This is a genomic window from Erwinia endophytica, from assembly GCF_009295515.1.
Taxonomy (GTDB): Bacteria; Pseudomonadota; Gammaproteobacteria; order Enterobacterales; family Enterobacteriaceae; genus Erwinia; species Erwinia endophytica.
The window spans coordinates 291,786-307,708 of sequence record NZ_RQVV01000053.1 but is presented as its reverse complement, the minus strand read 5'-3'; the positions used below and the strand labels follow the sequence as shown (position 1 = coordinate 307,708).

At 51.0% G+C, this 15,923-nt stretch carries 13 protein-coding genes and 3 tRNA genes; 9 read left to right on the top strand and 7 right to left on the bottom strand.

Annotated features, from left to right (window positions below):
* Nucleotides 1–30: 30 nt before the first annotated feature.
* Nucleotides 31–882 (top strand): NAD(P)-dependent oxidoreductase, encoded by an 852-nt coding sequence (locus tag EH228_RS16095; protein ID WP_152322622.1) that lies wholly within the window; start codon nucleotides 31–33, stop codon nucleotides 880–882.
* A gap of 137 nt (nucleotides 883–1,019) precedes the next feature.
* Here the strand turns inward: EH228_RS16095 and EH228_RS16090 are convergent, their stop codons facing one another.
* Complete coding sequence (locus EH228_RS16090; protein ID WP_152322621.1) at nucleotides 1,020–1,361, bottom strand: Grx4 family monothiol glutaredoxin; 342 nt, start codon at nucleotides 1,359–1,361, stop codon at nucleotides 1,020–1,022.
* Between the two features lie 376 nt (nucleotides 1,362–1,737).
* On the opposite strand from EH228_RS16090, the gene EH228_RS16085 reads away from it, so the two are divergent.
* Complete coding sequence (locus EH228_RS16085) at nucleotides 1,738–2,538, top strand: C40 family peptidase (protein WP_152322709.1); 801 nt, start codon at nucleotides 1,738–1,740, stop codon at nucleotides 2,536–2,538.
* A 57-nt stretch (nucleotides 2,539–2,595) separates the two neighbouring features.
* Here the strand turns inward: EH228_RS16085 and cydH are convergent, their stop codons facing one another.
* Nucleotides 2,596–2,685, bottom strand: coding sequence for a cytochrome bd-I oxidase subunit CydH (gene cydH / locus EH228_RS16080; RefSeq protein WP_152322620.1), 90 nt, complete (start codon nucleotides 2,683–2,685; stop codon nucleotides 2,596–2,598).
* Nucleotides 2,686–3,084: 399 nt separating this feature from the next.
* On the opposite strand from cydH, the gene purR reads away from it, so the two are divergent.
* Nucleotides 3,085–4,116 (top strand): HTH-type transcriptional repressor PurR, encoded by a 1,032-nt coding sequence (gene purR / locus EH228_RS16075; protein ID WP_152322619.1) that lies wholly within the window; start codon nucleotides 3,085–3,087, stop codon nucleotides 4,114–4,116.
* Between the two features lie 89 nt (nucleotides 4,117–4,205).
* Here purR and punR read toward each other — a convergent pair whose 3' ends face one another.
* Nucleotides 4,206–5,129 (bottom strand): DNA-binding transcriptional activator PunR, encoded by a 924-nt coding sequence (punR, locus tag EH228_RS16070; protein WP_152322618.1) that lies wholly within the window; start codon nucleotides 5,127–5,129, stop codon nucleotides 4,206–4,208.
* Between the two features lie 112 nt (nucleotides 5,130–5,241).
* On the opposite strand from punR, the gene punC reads away from it, so the two are divergent.
* Complete coding sequence (gene punC / locus EH228_RS16065; RefSeq protein ID WP_152322617.1) at nucleotides 5,242–6,432, top strand: purine nucleoside transporter PunC; 1,191 nt, start codon at nucleotides 5,242–5,244, stop codon at nucleotides 6,430–6,432.
* Between the two features lie 481 nt (nucleotides 6,433–6,913).
* Complete coding sequence (gene cfa, locus EH228_RS16060) at nucleotides 6,914–8,062, top strand: cyclopropane fatty acyl phospholipid synthase (protein WP_152322616.1); 1,149 nt, start codon at nucleotides 6,914–6,916, stop codon at nucleotides 8,060–8,062.
* A 72-nt stretch (nucleotides 8,063–8,134) separates the two neighbouring features.
* Here the strand turns inward: cfa and EH228_RS16055 are convergent, their stop codons facing one another.
* Complete coding sequence (locus EH228_RS16055; protein WP_152322615.1) at nucleotides 8,135–8,782, bottom strand: riboflavin synthase subunit alpha; 648 nt, start codon at nucleotides 8,780–8,782, stop codon at nucleotides 8,135–8,137.
* A gap of 229 nt (nucleotides 8,783–9,011) precedes the next feature.
* Here EH228_RS16055 and EH228_RS16050 point away from each other — a divergent pair, with 229 nt between their 5' ends.
* From EH228_RS16050 to EH228_RS16035, 4 genes are all read left to right on the top strand, one after another.
* Nucleotides 9,012–10,385, top strand: a complete 1,374-nt coding sequence (locus EH228_RS16050; protein WP_152322614.1) for an MATE family efflux transporter — start codon at nucleotides 9,012–9,014, stop codon at nucleotides 10,383–10,385.
* Nucleotides 10,386–10,536: 151 nt separating this feature from the next.
* Nucleotides 10,537–10,613, top strand: a tRNA-Val gene (locus EH228_RS16045).
* A 4-nt stretch (nucleotides 10,614–10,617) separates the two neighbouring features.
* Nucleotides 10,618–10,694, top strand: a tRNA-Val gene (locus EH228_RS16040).
* 8 nt (nucleotides 10,695–10,702) lie between these two features.
* Nucleotides 10,703–10,779, top strand: a tRNA-Val gene (locus tag EH228_RS16035).
* A 38-nt stretch (nucleotides 10,780–10,817) separates the two neighbouring features.
* Here the strand turns inward: EH228_RS16035 and EH228_RS16030 are convergent.
* Genes EH228_RS16030 through EH228_RS16020 form a run of 3 tightly spaced genes read right to left on the bottom strand, consistent with a single transcriptional unit; the run spans nucleotide 10,818 to nucleotide 15,883 of the window.
* A complete protein-coding gene (locus tag EH228_RS16030; RefSeq protein ID WP_152322613.1) occupies nucleotides 10,818–11,672 on the bottom strand; it encodes an alpha/beta hydrolase in 855 nt (284 codons plus the stop codon).
* Nucleotides 11,673–11,695: 23 nt separating this feature from the next.
* Entirely contained in the window at nucleotides 11,696–11,938 is a 243-nt protein-coding gene (locus tag EH228_RS16025; protein WP_193323362.1) for a phosphopantetheine-binding protein, read from the bottom strand.
* Between the two features lie 24 nt (nucleotides 11,939–11,962).
* Nucleotides 11,963–15,883, bottom strand: a complete 3,921-nt coding sequence (locus EH228_RS16020; RefSeq protein WP_152322611.1) for a non-ribosomal peptide synthetase — start codon at nucleotides 15,881–15,883, stop codon at nucleotides 11,963–11,965.
* Between the last annotated feature and the right edge of the window lie 40 nt (nucleotides 15,884–15,923).

Sequence of the window (15,923 nt, the reverse complement as noted above, 5' to 3'; positions counted from 1 at the left end):
TCTCTGCGTTGCAGAACAGGAGGAAGCCAAATGAAAACCATTGCTATCGTGGCACCCGGCGCGATGGGGTCTGCCCTGGCCGGCGTTTTGCATCGGCATCGTCTCGAGGTACTCACGTTACTCGATGGGCGCTCGCAAGCCTCGCTTGAGCGGGCAAAAAAAGCCGGTATGAAGCCCGTCAGCGCTCATGAATTGATGCAGGCAGAAGTCATTTTATCTGTTGTTCCTCCCGCTTCCGCCATCTCCCTGGCGCAACAGTTAGCCCCATATATTGCTGCGGCAATGGATAAACCGCTGTACGTCGATTGCAACGCAGTCAGTGAACAGACACTCAAACAGATTGCTGAGATTATCCTTCCTACCGGTGCCGCTTTTGTCGATGGCGCCATTATCGGCCTGCCGCCCGTCACATCACAGGACCGCGTTCCACGCTTATGGTTTGCCGGTGAGCAGGCTGGCCGATTGGCCGAGCTGGAAAATTTTGGCTTGTCCGTCAGCGTTATGCAGGCAGCAACGGGGGCCGCCTCAGCGCTGAAAATGTCCTATGCCGGGATCAATAAAGGCATCACCCTGCTGTGCGCTTTGATGTTGATTAATGCCAGCCGGGTAGGCGCGGCGGATGCCCTACTGCAACAGATGGAAGAAAGCCAACCCTCGCTACTGGCTCGTCTGCGGGCAAGTATCCCGGATATGTACAACAAAGCCTGGCGCTGGGCGCCTGAAATGGAAGAAATAGCCCGTCTCAATGCCGGCGAAGTACCGGGTGCAGCACTGTATCAAGCGCTAGCCGCCTTTTGCCGTCAAATGGCCGAGGATCAGCAACATGACGGCGATTTCGTGCCCCTGCTCAATGCCTTCTTGCAGGCTGAAAAACGATCATAATGGGCGATATTTCGCCTGGACCCTTCCAGTATCGGTTTTCTTCAGTCCGAAACCGCAGCAGAAACGGGGTTAACGCTGACAACAAAAAAAGGCAGAAATCCTCGCAGATCTCTGCCTTTTTAGCTGACTAAAACGACTTATTCAGCGGCGTCGGAAGAATATTTCTTCGCCGTCTCTTTGATCAACGGCTGCAATTCGCCGCGCTGATACATTTCAATAATAATATCGCAGCCACCAACCAGTTCACCATCTACCCACAGCTGTGGGAATGTCGGCCAGTTGGCGTATTTCGGCAATTCGGCGCGAATTTCCGGATTTTGCAAAATATCGACATAAGCGAAACGTTCACCGCAGGCAGACAACGCTTGCACAGCCTGAGCAGAAAAACCGCAACTTGGCAGTTTTGGCGAGCCTTTCATGTACAGCAGAATCGGGTTTTCTGCTATCTGGCGTTCAATTTTCTCAATAGTACTACTCATAAATGGCTTCCTTTAATCGGCTACTTCATGTTTATTTATTGTAGCTATTCTGCCCCAACGATGAAAACGACATTTTCAGCAGGGTTATTTATTGTCCGCTTTCAGTGCCGCTGCGGCGGATGAACGTAGTAGAATAACATTTTCTTATGCTTTCCGCCGCGCGGCGGTATGAAAAATATTCGCTAATGTCACAGATAACCAAATGATTAGGTTAATTTTTACAGTTTTTATCAGTTCTGTATGATTGAAACAAAAAAAGACCTTACCTTTCGTTGATAAGTTCGATTAGAATCGATAATGATGTAAGTTATCAGTAGATAACTCCAAATTAACCATGCTCTGGCCCCGGCGGGAGCACAAACTGTTAATGGTAACGATGCGTTTACTCATCACGCTCTTCATGCTGGCTATGGCCCAGCTCTTTCTAAATATGGCGCACGCTTCGCCACGCTCGCCTGTTAATGCCAACCATCATAAGGTGGACAGCAATACGGCAGCCAGGGACGATCAACGGCGTAAGCGCCGCCCGGTAAAAACCATTTTCACCCGGAAAGTCAAAGAAAGCAGCGTCAAAAAACCCCTATTAAGTTCTGTTCATAAATTCAAATTCAAGAAAAAATCTTCCCTCGAAACGGCGGCAATCAAGCATAAATCGTCTATTACTAAAAAACACTATGGCCGCCATCGCGGTAATCCGGTTGAAGAAACTGAGGAATTGACGGCCGGGGCGGATACACCACTCCGGCTCAGCAAAGCACACCGAGCCCGTTATCAGAAAGCACGCGAAACCGCGATGAACAAGTTAATGAATCAACTGGGTAAGCCTTATCAGTGGGGGGGAACCTCGCCGAGGACGGGTTTCGACTGCAGCGGCCTGGTCTGGTATGCCTATAAAGATCTGGTGAAGTTCAAAATTCCACGTACCGCTAATGAGATGTATCACCTGCGCGATGCCGCCAGCGTTAAACGCGATGAACTGGAGAAAGGCGATCTGGTGTTCTTCCGTATTCATAGCCGCAGTGCCGCTGATCATGTCGGCGTTTACCTTGGTAATGGCAAGTTTATCCAGTCACCGCGTAGCGGTAAGGATATTCAGGTTAGCGCGCTGAGCGACGATTACTGGCAGCGCCATTACATTGGCGCCCGTCGGATGGTGACACCCAAAACGATCAGGTAATCGAGCCACCAGTAGAGAAAACAAGGCCGTTCGGCTGAGCGGCCCGATTGGGATAACTTAGTGCATTACGGCGGTAAAACTGAAAGCAACAATCATCAACAGCGCGCAAATCGTTGTCATTAGTGAAAACTTCAGATCGGTATCCATTTAGCTCTCCTGTAATAAATACCCTTACTATTTATAACGTCATCAATTTTCCCATACTTGTCGGTAAAAATCTCGTTTTCTCTGCTCAGGATTGTTAGAATCTCCACTTTCGTTGCGCAACTCACAGGGGAACCACCTCGTCAGTCGTCAGGCCAAATCACGCGGTGAGTATCGGCCTCCCGATGAGCTTGCACAGGCCAGTGATTCAATGCGGCGGAGTGAACACCAGCAAGGGTATCTGTGACCTGAAATATAACCGGGATAAAATTTTTTCCTTCCTGACGTCTTCGGAATACACTGCAAAAAGCGCCTTCAGACGTTCGGTTTTTTTAACTTCAAAGCAAACGTTTAACAACATACTTATCATAAAGTTATGATAAGTGCAGGAGTAGCGAGTTAATGGCAACAATAAAAGATGTGGCCAGACAAGCGGGGGTCTCTACCACCACCGTATCCCACGTCATCAATAACACCCGCTTTGTCGCCAAAGAGACGCGGGAGGCCGTATGGACAGCAATCAAAACATTGCATTATTCTCCGAGTGCTGTCGCCCGCAGCCTGAAAGTTAATCACACCAAAACAATTGGTCTGCTGGCCACGTCCAGCGAAGCCCCCTATTTTGCCGAAATTATTGAGGCTGTGGAGAACTGCTGCTTTGCCAAAGGCTATACTCTGATCCTGGGAAATGCCCACAATAATCTGCAAAAACAACAAGCCTATCTGTCGATGATGGCTCAAAAGCGTGTGGATGGTCTGCTGGTAATGTGTTCGGAGTACCCGGCCCCTTTGATCAAAATGCTGGAAGAGCATCGCAATATCCCCATGGTGGTCATGGATTGGGGTGAGTCGCGCGGCGATTTTACCGATACCGTGCAGGATAATGCCTTTGAAGGCGGTTACCTGGTCGGTCAGTATCTGATTGAACGCGGCCATCACGATATTGGGGTGATCCCGGGTCAGATGGAGCGGAACACCGGTGGAGGACGTCTTGCTGGTTTCCTCAAAGCTCTTTCTGAAGCCGGCCTCACTATCCGTGATGAATGGCTGGTTCAGGGAGATTTCGAGCCGGAATCTGGCTACCGTGCCATGCAACAAATTCTGGCACAGAAGCAGCGGCCAACGGCGGTCTTCTGCGGCGGCGACGTCATGGCGATGGGGGCCATCTGTGCGGCAGACGAGATGGGCTTGCGCGTACCCCAGGATATTTCGGTGATCGGTTATGATAATGTGCGCAACGCCCGTTATTTTACGCCGGCACTGACGACCGTTCACCAACCCAAAGTGCAGTTGGGCGAAACGGCGTTTACGATGCTGCTGGATCGCATCATCAGTAAGCGCGAAGATCCACAAACCATTGAAGTTCACCCCAGCCTGATCGAACGCCGTTCGGTAGCGGATGGCCCCTTCATAGATTATCGTCGCAAGGATTAATGTCATCGCGCGCGACATGCAACATGATAACTCGGGCGGCATACCTCGATGCCGCCCGGCGGGTAGAACTGGTTCCAACTGGAAGGCATTTATTCGGGCCGTTCCAGCTCTTCGCGTAACCACTCGCTGTTGAGCGTTTCGCTATCCCCCAGATAATCCAGCAGCCAGCTCAGCGCCGGTGAAGATTGTTGTTCCGCCCAACTGACACAACACGGACTCTCCGGGAACACGGATTCAAGCGTCAACTCAACCAGTTCGCCACATTGCAAAAAGGGTCGGGCAAAATGTCCTGGTACCATCCCCACACACAGTCCAGCGCGCAGACAGTCGAAGGCGCTTTCCCAGTCCGGCACCACCAGCCTGCGCTGATTATCCAGCGTCCAGGTGGTTCTTTTCGGTAAGGCGCGTGAGGTATCTTCCAGCACCAGCGAAGGCCATTCACTCATCGCCTTTTCGCTGACGTTTCCCTGGTGTTGCGCCAGTGGATGATCGGCTTTGATCACACATCGCCAGTTAAGCATGCCCATATTGCGAAAAGCAAAGCGTCCTCCTACCGGGATTGCCTGCGTTGCGCCAATCGCCACATCAACACGCCCATCAGCCAGCGCATCCCAGACGCCGTTAAAAACTTCAGGCGACAGGTGCAGCTCCATATCAGGAAAGTGACGATAAAAATCGACCACTAACTGACGGGTTCTCTGCGGTTTTACAATACGGTCCACCGCAATATTGATCTGTCCTCGCCAGCCATTAGCCACCTGCTGACACTGCCGTCGGGTGGCAAGCATTTTTTTGATAACAATCCGACCTTCCTGAATAAATACCCGTCCGGCATCGGTCAGTACCACATCCCGATGGCGCCGTTCAAACAACGAAACAGCCAGCCATTCTTCCAACTGACGGACAGTATAACTGATGGCTGAAGGCACACGATGCAACTCCACTGCCGCTGCGGTGAAACTGCCACAACGCGCCACGGCATCAACAACTTCAAGGGAATGTTCTGACCACATAATTTGCCTGCAATTTTTTTGAATGCAACCTGCAAATATTACTGTTTCACAAGCACTATGCCACTCAATTACACTTCGCGACGTTTCATTAGACTGATTAAAGAGCCCAAAAATGCCATCAAAAGGATTGATTATTTACCTTGCGCTGCTCAGCGTTGCCGGTTTTCTTGCTACCGACATGTATCTGCCCGCATTTGGCGCTATGCAGCAGGATCTGCAGGCTGATGCCGGAGCCATCGGCGCCAGTTTGAGTCTGTTCCTGGCGGGCTTTGCTATAGCCCAACTGCTCTGGGGACCATTATCCGATCGGATTGGCCGCAAACCCGTATTGCTGATCGGACTGGGGCTGTTTGCCGCCAGTTGCGGCGCAATGTGGTGGGTTGACTCAACCGTGGCTTTGCTGGCGCTACGTTTCCTGCAAGCAATCGGTATCTGTGCCGCCGCTGTAATATGGCAAGCGCTGGTCATTGACCGCTATCCCGTTGCCCAGGCCAATCGCGTATTTGCCACCATCATGCCGTTGGTTGCCCTCTCTCCGGCGCTGGCACCCCTGCTCGGCGCATGGCTGTTGGATCACTTTAGCTGGCGGGCTATCTTTATCGCCCTGTCGCTGATTGGCATTTTTCTGTGGGGTTTCACCTTGTTTCTTGCTCCCCAGCCGAAAAAGCCCAACATCGATAAAAATGAAAAAATCAGCTTTTTTACCCTGCTAAAATCCCCCTTGTTTAGCGGCAATGTATTGATCTACGCCGCCTGTTCAGCCAGCTTCTTCGCCTGGCTAACCGGTTCGCCATTTATTCTGGCTACGCTTGGCATGTCACCGGGGGAAATCGGCCTGAGCTATGTGCCACAAACCCTGGCCTTCCTGCTTGGCGGCTACGGCTGCCGTGTGCTGCTGAAGCATACCGAAGGCAGCTCACTTTTGCCGTGGCTGCTTTCTCTCTATACCCTGAGCATCGTGGCATTTTTCATTGCCGCGCAGTTGGAAGAGGTGTCGACGTACGCATTATTGTGGCCATTTTGCGGTATGGCTTTGGCAAACGGCGCTATTTATCCACTAGTGGTTGCTCGTGCTTTACTGCCCTTCCCACAGGCCAGCGGTAAAGCCGCTGCTCTGCAGAACACTCTACAGTTAGGGCTTTGCTGTACCGCCAGTCTGATCGTCTCCACCTTCATCAGCACCCCGTTACTCATTACGTCAGTGATCATGTTGACGACCATTGTTCTGGCCATTACCGGCTATATTTTACAACGAACAAAGGGACAAAGCCGGAGGCTGTCTGCCGCACACAGTGGTCGCTAATTATCTGAATTTATTTAATTAGCGACCTAACAATAAACAATTGAATATTGCCAGGCGTGAGAATATACTCATTTCCAGACAGAAAAATAACAAATCCATCCGCCAAATAATTTAAGTTGCAGGACAAAAACGTCTGGCGTTTTTGAATAATGCTTACGCTGCCTTCGCAGGGATGATGCCTTCAGAGCGAGTCACTCGGCAAATGAAATCATCCCGCAAAGTTTATCTGGTCAGTGATTCGTCTGACTGAACGCCGCCAACGCACCTGCCGCTTGATGTATGACGGGTATATAGCAACGTTGAGTTCTGACAGGATGGTCAAGCCATCTATGGCATTCGTTATGTGCTCTACAGGTTTCATATCAATCCTCTGTAACGTCGGATATCAGGCGTACGGCTATGCCGTGCGTTTTCTCACAATCCTGCAGAAATTGACTATTCTATTTCTCAGGTTTCAATCACACAGGGTGATGGAGAAGCTATGAGTTCATCGTGTATAGAAGAAGTTAGCCTGGAAGAGAATCAGTGGTATCGCATCGCCCAGGATATGTTGCGCAATGCCGATATTAAAATCAACGGTACCCGTCCGTGGGATATTCAGGTAAACAACGTTGATTTTTTTAAGCGTGTTTTACAGGAAGGCTCGCTGGGGCTGGGTGAAAGTTATATGGATGGCTGGTGGGAATGTGAGCGACTGGACACCTTTTTTCAGCGCGTACTCCTGGCCAAACTGGATAAACAACTCCCCCATCATTTCAAAGATACGCTGCGCATTGCGGCCGCACGGTTGACAAATCTTCAGTCACGCAAACGAGCCTGGATAGTGGGTAAAGAACATTACGACCTGGGCAATGACCTTTTTACCTTAATGCTGGATCCTTATATGCAGTATTCCTGTGGTTACTGGAAAGAGGCTCAAACACTCGAACAGGCCCAGAACGCTAAATTAAAAATGATCTGCGAGAAACTGCAGCTTGAGCCCGGTATGTCGTTGCTGGATATTGGCTGCGGCTGGGGAGGACTGGCAGAATATGCGGCGCGTCATTATGGCGTTAGCGTATCCGGCGTGACCATTTCCGCTGAGCAACAGAAGTTGGCGCAACAGCGCTGTACCGGACTGGACGTGACTATTTTGCTACAGGACTATCGCGACCTGAATCAGCAGTTTGACCGCATTGTCTCCGTGGGCATGTTTGAGCACGTTGGACCGAAAAACTACGCCACCTATTTCGAGGTGGTCAACCGGAATCTCAAAGCGGATGGCATTTTTCTGCTGCACACTATCGGGTCCAACAAAACAGATGAGAATGTTGATCCCTGGATCAACAAATACATCTTCCCTAATGGTTGTCTGCCTTCTGTCCAGCACATTGCGGATGCACATGAACCTTATTTTGTGATGGAAGACTGGCACAATTTTGGCGCGGATTATGACACCACGTTGATGGCATGGTACCAACGCTTTCTCACTGCGTGGCCGCAATTGGCAGAGAAGTACGGCGAGCGCTTTAAACGGATGTTTACCTACTATCTGAACGCCTGTGCCGGTGCTTTCCGTGCGCGCGACATTCAGCTCTGGCAAGTGGTATTTTCACGCGGTAAAGAAGGTGGCCTGCGCGTACCTCACTGATTATTCTGGTGAATAGTAAAGGGTCAAAAAAGGCTGGCATGATACAAATTGCCGGCCCTTTTTTATTGGGGGTTATTCCGATCCCGCCGCGACCGTTGCCACTGATGCAGCATCGCGCTGCGCCAGCACTCGCTCAACGGTATCAACAATCGCCTGAGTATGCGGATCGATTTCAATATTCACCCGTTGCCCCAGTCGTTTACTTCCCAGGGTGGTTCTTGTCAGCGTTTCCGGAATAAGGTGTACACAGAATTTAGTTTTGGTCACTTCTCCCACCGTCAGGCTAATACCATCAATACCAATAAACCCTTTATGCAGGATATATTTCATTTGCCGTGGGTCCTGCAGCGTAAACCAGATTTCCCGGTTATTTTCCGACGTGAGAATTTTACTGATTTCGGCAGTGGTCATTATATGACCAGACATCAGATGACCACCAATTTCATCACTGAATTTTGCCGCTCGCTCAACGTTAATTTTATCACCAACCTTCAAGTCCCCGAGGTTCGTAATACGCAACGTCTCTTTCACCAGATCGAAACTGACCTGATCACCATTAATCTCCGTCACCGTCAGGCAGCAACCATTGTGCGCAACAGAGGCACCCAACGCCAGCCCGGGTAACATATCCCCCGGTAAGCGGACAATATGTGTGCGAAAATTGGGTTTCTCTTCAATTGCCAGCACCTCAGCGGTACCTTGCACAATACCGGTAAACATAATTGTGGCCTCTGTAATATTATCCTTGTGTTAGTTTGCCCTGGGTAGCCGATAAAACCAAATGGCGAGACGCGTTTTAAAGGATATAAAGCACTATTCTTACTGCGAGTGATTGGCTAATTACGCTGCGAACATTACACTATGCCGCCAGCCCTGCTATGCGGTGTCAAAAAACAGCATTTTACTATCGCAGCGCTCTTCCCTACCGATAAAACAATAAGGTGTATGTGTGCAGAAATACCTGACAGAAGCGCGCCAACTTCTGGCGTTGGCAATTCCAGTTATTCTTGCGCAGGTTGCGCAAACCGCCATGGGGTTTGTCGATACCGTTATGGCTGGCTCGGTCAGCGCCACAGATATGGCGGCCGTTGCCGTCGGCACCTCAATCTGGCTGCCGGCCATTCTTTTTGGTCACGGTCTGCTACTGTCGCTGACGCCAGTGGTGGCGCAATACAATGGTTCCGGTCGCCGTGATCGCGTTGCTTATCAGGTTCGTCAGGCTTACTGGCTGGCAACCTTCGCTGCCGTGCTGATCATGGTGGTGCTGTATCACGCTGGTTTTATGATCCGCGCTATGCAGCATATCGACCCCGCCCTTGCGGACAAAGCGGAGGGATATCTGCACGCCCTGTTGTGGGGAGCGCCAGGTTACCTGTTCTTCCAGGTCGCCCGTAATCAGTGTGAGGGTTTAGCTAAAACCAAACCCGGTATGGTGATGGGCTTTCTCGGCCTGTTGGTGAATATTCCCGTCAACTACATTTTTATTTATGGGCATTTCGGCATGCCGGCACTTGGCGGCGTCGGCTGTGGTGTGGCGACAGCATCCGTCTATTGGGTGATGTTTATCAGCATGAAGTTTTGGGTGGGGCGTACTCACTCGCTGGGTGATATTCGCCTGAACAGCCGTTTCAGTAAACCGGATACCCGCGTGCTCTGGCGCCTGTTCAAATTAGGTTTGCCGGTTGCGCTGGCGCTGTTTTTTGAAGTGACGCTGTTTGCGGTCGTCGCGCTGCTGGTTTCTCCTCTGGGCACCGTTAAAGTCGCCGGTCACCAGATTGCGCTTAACTTCAGCTCGCTGATGTTTGTGCTGCCGATGTCACTCGGCGTCGCCGCCACCATTCGCGTTGGCTTCCGGCTTGGTCAGCAGTCAGTTGAGGACGCACGCGTCGCCTCCTGGACCGCTCAGGGTGTTGGCATATGCATGGCCCTGCTCACCGCGCTGTTCACCATCACCTTCCGCGAACATATCGCATTGCTGTATAACGACAATCCACAAGTGGTGACACTGGCCGCGCATCTGATGCTGCTGGCCGCTATCTACCAGTTCTCGGACTCGATTCAGGTAATAGGCAGCGGTATTCTGCGCGGTTATAAGGATACCCGTTCGATCTTCTTTATCACTTTTATCGCTTACTGGCTCCTGGGCCTCCCCAGCGGTTATCTCCTGGCGTTGACTGACTGGGTGGTTGCGCCAATGGGCCCGGCGGGTTTCTGGGTTGGTTTTATTATTGGCCTGACCTCGTCTGCGGGAATGATGATCTGGCGGATGCGCCACCTGCAAAAGCAATCCGCTGAGCGGATACTGGCCCGCGCAGCACACTAATTTTTCGCTAATTTTATCGTTTGCGCGTTTAAAATTGCCGCGCTTCGCACAGTTGCGCAGCAGTCTCAGCGAAAAAAGCGGATTTCCGCTTGCCAGTCGGTGAGGCTGTCGTTAATATTCGTCCCCGCTATCTCCATGACAACAATCAGATGCGTTCTTAGCTCAGTTGGTTAGAGCACCACCTTGACATGGTGGGGGTCGGAGGTTCGAGTCCTCTAGAACGCACCACAGTGCGTCCGTAGCTCAGTTGGTTAGAGCACCACCTTGACATGGTGGGGGTCGGTGGTTCGAGTCCACTCGGACGCACCAATTATCTTGCGTTCTTAGCTCAGTTGGTTAGAGCACCACCTTGACATGGTGGGGGTCGGAGGTTCGAGTCCTCTAGAACGCACCATCATCATCTTCCCTCTGTTGAATACGCTGACTTTCCCCTCAGCACCGTCTGAAATGATGCATCATCGCCTTTTGCAGTGAGCAAAGCGGGACCGATTGATGTGACTGATCCGGATGAATAAACAGTTCAACCTGCAATGAATTGACCGGATGGGACTGAAACAACCCAGCCAGTTCCCGCAGGCCATCGACCATACGCCGTTGTTGGCGATGTTGCGCCAGCCACCGGCATTCCTCCGCTGGCTGACAACGCTCCCACGCTTCAAGAGACTGCTCATGCTCTCCTACCGACAGAAACAGAACGGTCTCCTGACGTAATGATGTCGTCGTCGCGCGCGCGATAAAGTGTTCTGCGAGTTTCCTGATATAACCATCATTCCACCAGACCGAAGGACTGGACGCATAAAAATGCCGGAAACGCTCACTATGGGTAAACAGGGAATAAAGGGTAAACAAGCCACCATAAGAGTGGCCGTATAATGCTTCTCTTTTATCGTCCGTGAGTAACATCGAACGGATAAACGGCTTAAGTTCATCCTGCAGGAAAGAGAAAAAGGCCTCTGCTGCGCCTGTCATCCCGGCAAGATAATAACCGCCGCGCGGGTTCGGTTCAGGAATTAACTCTGCCACATAAGGTCGGTAATCCCGCTCGCGCCGGGTTGCGCCGGGATAATCAATCGCCACTACCACACCGGGAAGCATGCAACACCGTGGTCGAGCCAGGGTACGCATCAGGTGTGCCGCTATAGGGAAATGACTGGCACCATCAAGGAGATAAATGACGGGCCACCCCTCATCAGGAGGGGGAGCTGCAGGTTGGCAAATCATCACCCGGTAATCGCCACACACTGACGAGTGAATCATTTCTTCCCGTATCGGGTAAGACTGCTCCATCATTTTTTCCTCAATGACCTGTTTCAGAGACCTAACTGTTTTCGCCAGGCGTTAAATGTCGGTTCTATTGCCAAATCAATAAAACTGACTTTCAATCCACGCGTGTGCAAATGCGCAACCAACGCCATAAGATCGACGGAATTCAGACCATAGTCGAACAGATTTTCATCTTCTCCAAAACCGCCATCGGACATATCAAGCTTTTCATGCAATATATTTCTTAAATCATCTGCGCTGAAAGCCGGAATATCAGTAAGTTTGTTCATTATCATTTCCTTTGATTGATAGCATTAATCTAACGTTGATGCCAGAGCCAGGTCCTGTTGGATAATTTGCATCGCGCCAGAGCGCATCAGTTCATCCATCAACGTATCGTGTTCTCCGATAAATTGATGGCAACTCAACCTGTCGGTAATCAATTCTCGCCACTCCTCACCAGGCACGGTAAAACCGTAATGAAATGCGCGTCCGCTGATCGTCAACGGTCTCAGTCTGTCCGGTGGCACCGTTCCGCGGGAAAAACTGAAGCGCAAGGCGGATATCAACTGTTCCGGCGTCATAAACCGCATAGCTCCTTGCTTCAGCATTTCCCCGGCGATAGCGCTAAGCTGCGTCTCTTCATCCAGACGACGAACGCTGTCGAGGTATTCATGGCCCAACTTGTTTTTGACCATGGTGTAGAGTGGATTCTCCATTTTTTCCACGTACTGCGGAGATCGACAATCAAGCAATCCCAGATAACTGACTTTTTGTCCTTCCTCACTCAATAACTGCGCAACCAGCCAGGCAATATTTCCGCCCAGTGAGTATCCCAGCAGATAATAAGGCCCTTCCTTTTGCTCATGGCGCAGTAATGTCCTGTAATGTTTGGCCAGATCGAACAACGTGTTGAATTCACTGGCCGGACCGGTGAGATACGGTGCCTGGAACGCCATAATGTCGAACTGTGGCTCAAGCCGCTCCGCCAGCGTCCGGTAGCAGTCAACGCGACCAGAATAAGGATGAAACGTCCACAATGTATGCTTACGCTGGTGATGTTGTAGTTTTACGATCAGCTCAAGACCGGGGATGCGGCTTTGCTGTTCGGTCATGCTTTGCTGCCAGGCCAAATACAACTGGTGAACAGTGCGATTCTCCAGCAACAGTTTAGGTGCAATCGATACGCCCTGGTTGAGCAGGCGGGCATGGACTGAAAACAAATTCAGCGAACTGCCGCCCAGCGCATAAAAATCCTGATGGATGCCGACATAATCCAGCGACAGCTCATTTTTCCATGCGTCCACGACTGCACGTTCAAAATCTGATTCTCCCTGCTCAAGCAGCGCATTTCCCACCGGCGTTTGCAGTTTTGGCAGTTTTTTTTCATCAATCTTCCCACTGCGAGTCAGCGGGAATTCGCTCAACGGAATAATTTGATTAGGTTGCATATATTGCGGCAACGTGTGCTGTAAATGCGTCGCAATGCGCTGACAGTCAACCGCTGCGCCATCTGCAAGTTGAACATATAAAATCAACTGTCCATTATCCTCCTGTCGCATTACCGCCCTGGCCTCTTTCACCCCGGGTACGGCCAGGCAACAATCACGAATTTCATTCAGATCAACGCGGTATCCGCGGAATTTAACCTGCTTATCGATACGTCCGAGATAAACAATTTCCCCCTGCTCCGTCAGCGTGACCCAGTCTCCGGTTTTATACGCTCTGATTGTTTCCTCACCGCATTTCAGCGTCACAAAACTCTCACGGGTCATCGCAACACTGTTAATATATCCACTGGATAACGTTGGCCCAATCAGATAGAGCTCCCCGGCCCGGCCCGGCCTGACGGGGCACTGTGCGGCATCCAAAATCAGACAGCGTAATCCCGCCAGCGGTAATCCGATTGATCGCAGATCGGAAGTGGTGGGATCAAATCCTTCACCGGCCAGCACCTTACAGGTAAACACGATGGTCCCTTCTGTTGGCCCATAGGTATTGATCAGCCGGATACGCTCACCCATCAGCGATTTCCATTGCGATAAGCGCTGCTGCGAGATAGCCTCACCGCCAACAATCAGCGTTCTCACCGTCGCGGGCCATACATGGGACTGAACGCTCAGTGTTAACGTCAGCGTGTGCCAGAATGTGGTGGGTAAATCCAGCACAGTAATGGCATGTTCGGTGACATAAGCGAGAAATTCAGCCAGCGATGCCGCCATTTCCTCCGTACGCAGCACGACACAAGCGCCGCGGCACAACGGAATAAAAATCTCTTCCAGGCAGGCATCAAATGTTAATGATGAGAACTGCAATATTTTATCGTTCTGCCGGATGTCATAGGTCTGACCCGCCGCATCAACGAACCAACTGAGCGCCCGATGCGGAATGGCCACCCCTTTGGGTTGACCTGTTGAACCAGAGGTAAAAATAATAAAGCTGATCGTTTCCGGCAAAATCGCCTGTCGGGGCGACATCCTGCCCGCCGTGTTCATCAGCAGATCTGCGCTCAGCAAGGTTTCAACGCCAAATGTATGCTCGCGCTCTTGCCTTTCCGCGATAATCACATAACGCGTGTTGCATGCCTCCAGCGCCTGTTGCAATCGTTCATCCGGACTGCTGGTATCCAGCACGAAACAACTTGCACCCGCCGCCACTATCCCCAGCATAATCACGATGGTTTCTGCTGTCCGGGGTAGAAACACCGCCACGACCTCGCCCTGCTGTGTTCCACGCGCCATTAATTCGCCCGAAACCGTATCAAACTGTTTTACCAGCGACTGATAGCTTATACGGACACTGTCCGTTTCGAGCGCGATAGCCTCAGGCGTGCGGAGAGCTTGCTGACGAATGCGCGAGATAACATCCTGCCAGATAAACGTCCCTGTTTCCCGACTGTGAATAAGATAGTCCGCCAGGGCATACCACTGATGCTGCTCAAGTTTTGCCATACTGTTCTGCGGATGAGCAAGCCAGTAACAGCTCCAGTGAGCCAGCTCCTTGCAAATGGCCAACAATTCGTCTGCCGGATACACGCCAGGGTTCGCGTCGATATGGATCAGCAAATCGCTATTTTCTGCATGACTGGACGGCACCACCCGCAATGCACAGTCATCTACCGGGCCACCATGCACATTCTCAATCACCCCAGTGGCACCGTGTAGCTCCAGCGACTCATAAAAAGGCAGTACGTTGACTACCGGGCCAAAAAGCGGCTCGTTATCTTCCCTGAGACGTAACAACTGCATGCCACGATATTGCGTATGAGGTTTAACGTACTCAATCTCCTGACGAATTTTTTTCGCCAGGCTGGCGATATCATCATCAGGAGACACCGGGATGGATAACGGCAGGATATTGACCATCATGGCAGGCAGTTTAAACAATGCCCCGTCATTGCGGTTCATGAAGGGAAAACCTAATACAATGCCTTGCTCCCGTGTTTTCCACGCCACATAGCCGGCAAAAATAGCCAGCCACACTTCTATCCAGGAGACCCGGCATTTTTTTGCCAGTGCGTTCATCTGTACAAACTGTTCCGCAGGCATTAACAGCTGTTCACGGCGCACCGTATCAGCAACCTCGCAGTGAATGGGGCTGAGGCGGGGCGCCGTGGGGAGTCGCTGGCAATAGTTTTTCCAGAACTCTTCATCTTTATGCCATTGCTCAGAATTCCGGTAAGCCTGCTCTTTAGCGAGCAAATAGTTCAGTGGGGTAAAGCCCCTCGATTCACTCGCCATTCCCTGCTGAAGATGGTTATAGGTATCCGCTATCTGGCGCAGTACCATCGCCACGCCGAAACCATCCAGCGCAATATGATGCACACGTTGATACCAACAAAATTCATCTTCCGCCAACTGGATTAGCGCAAGGCAATAGAGCGGTCCATTACGCAGGTCTACCGGCTGCCTGATATCATATTGCATCCATTCCTGCAGGTTGCGTTCAGGCTGCTTGTCATGGCTGAAATCAAGGAACTGATAATTCACGTTGTCAGTTCCTGACATTATCTGTACCAATTCACCTTGCTGTAATTCATAGCTGCAATTAAGTGTTTCAATCTGCCGAATAACCTGGAATACCGCTTGTTTAAAACAGTCAGCAGAAAACCCGCCCTTAATCCTGATACATTCAGCTGTATTGTAACGTGAACTGTCATCCGTCATTTTCTGGGCAATCCAAATTTCCTTTTGCCCTTCGGTAAGCGCCTGGACCGTTTTATTACTCAATGCCATTCCCTTACTCCATTTCTTCAATTATATAATCTTCACTGCA

Coding starts and splice junctions, on each gene's coding strand:
- EH228_RS16095 (WP_152322622.1), top strand. CDS start 31: ATGAAAACCATTGCTATCGTGGCACCCGGCGCGATGGGGTCTGCCCTG.
- EH228_RS16090 (WP_152322621.1), bottom strand. CDS start 1,361: ATGAGTAGTACTATTGAGAAAATTGAACGCCAGATAGCAGAAAACCCG.
- EH228_RS16085 (WP_152322709.1), top strand. CDS start 1,738: ATGCGTTTACTCATCACGCTCTTCATGCTGGCTATGGCCCAGCTCTTT.
- cydH (WP_152322620.1), bottom strand. CDS start 2,685: ATGGATACCGATCTGAAGTTTTCACTAATGACAACGATTTGCGCGCTG.
- purR (WP_152322619.1), top strand. CDS start 3,085: ATGGCAACAATAAAAGATGTGGCCAGACAAGCGGGGGTCTCTACCACC.
- punR (WP_152322618.1), bottom strand. CDS start 5,129: ATGTGGTCAGAACATTCCCTTGAAGTTGTTGATGCCGTGGCGCGTTGT.
- punC (WP_152322617.1), top strand. CDS start 5,242: ATGCCATCAAAAGGATTGATTATTTACCTTGCGCTGCTCAGCGTTGCC.
- cfa (WP_152322616.1), top strand. CDS start 6,914: ATGAGTTCATCGTGTATAGAAGAAGTTAGCCTGGAAGAGAATCAGTGG.
- EH228_RS16055 (WP_152322615.1), bottom strand. CDS start 8,782: ATGTTTACCGGTATTGTGCAAGGTACCGCTGAGGTGCTGGCAATTGAA.
- EH228_RS16030 (WP_152322613.1), bottom strand. CDS start 11,672: ATGGAGCAGTCTTACCCGATACGGGAAGAAATGATTCACTCGTCAGTG.
- EH228_RS16025 (WP_193323362.1), bottom strand. CDS start 11,938: ATGAACAAACTTACTGATATTCCGGCTTTCAGCGCAGATGATTTAAGA.
- EH228_RS16020 (WP_152322611.1), bottom strand. CDS start 15,883: ATGGCATTGAGTAATAAAACGGTCCAGGCGCTTACCGAAGGGCAAAAG.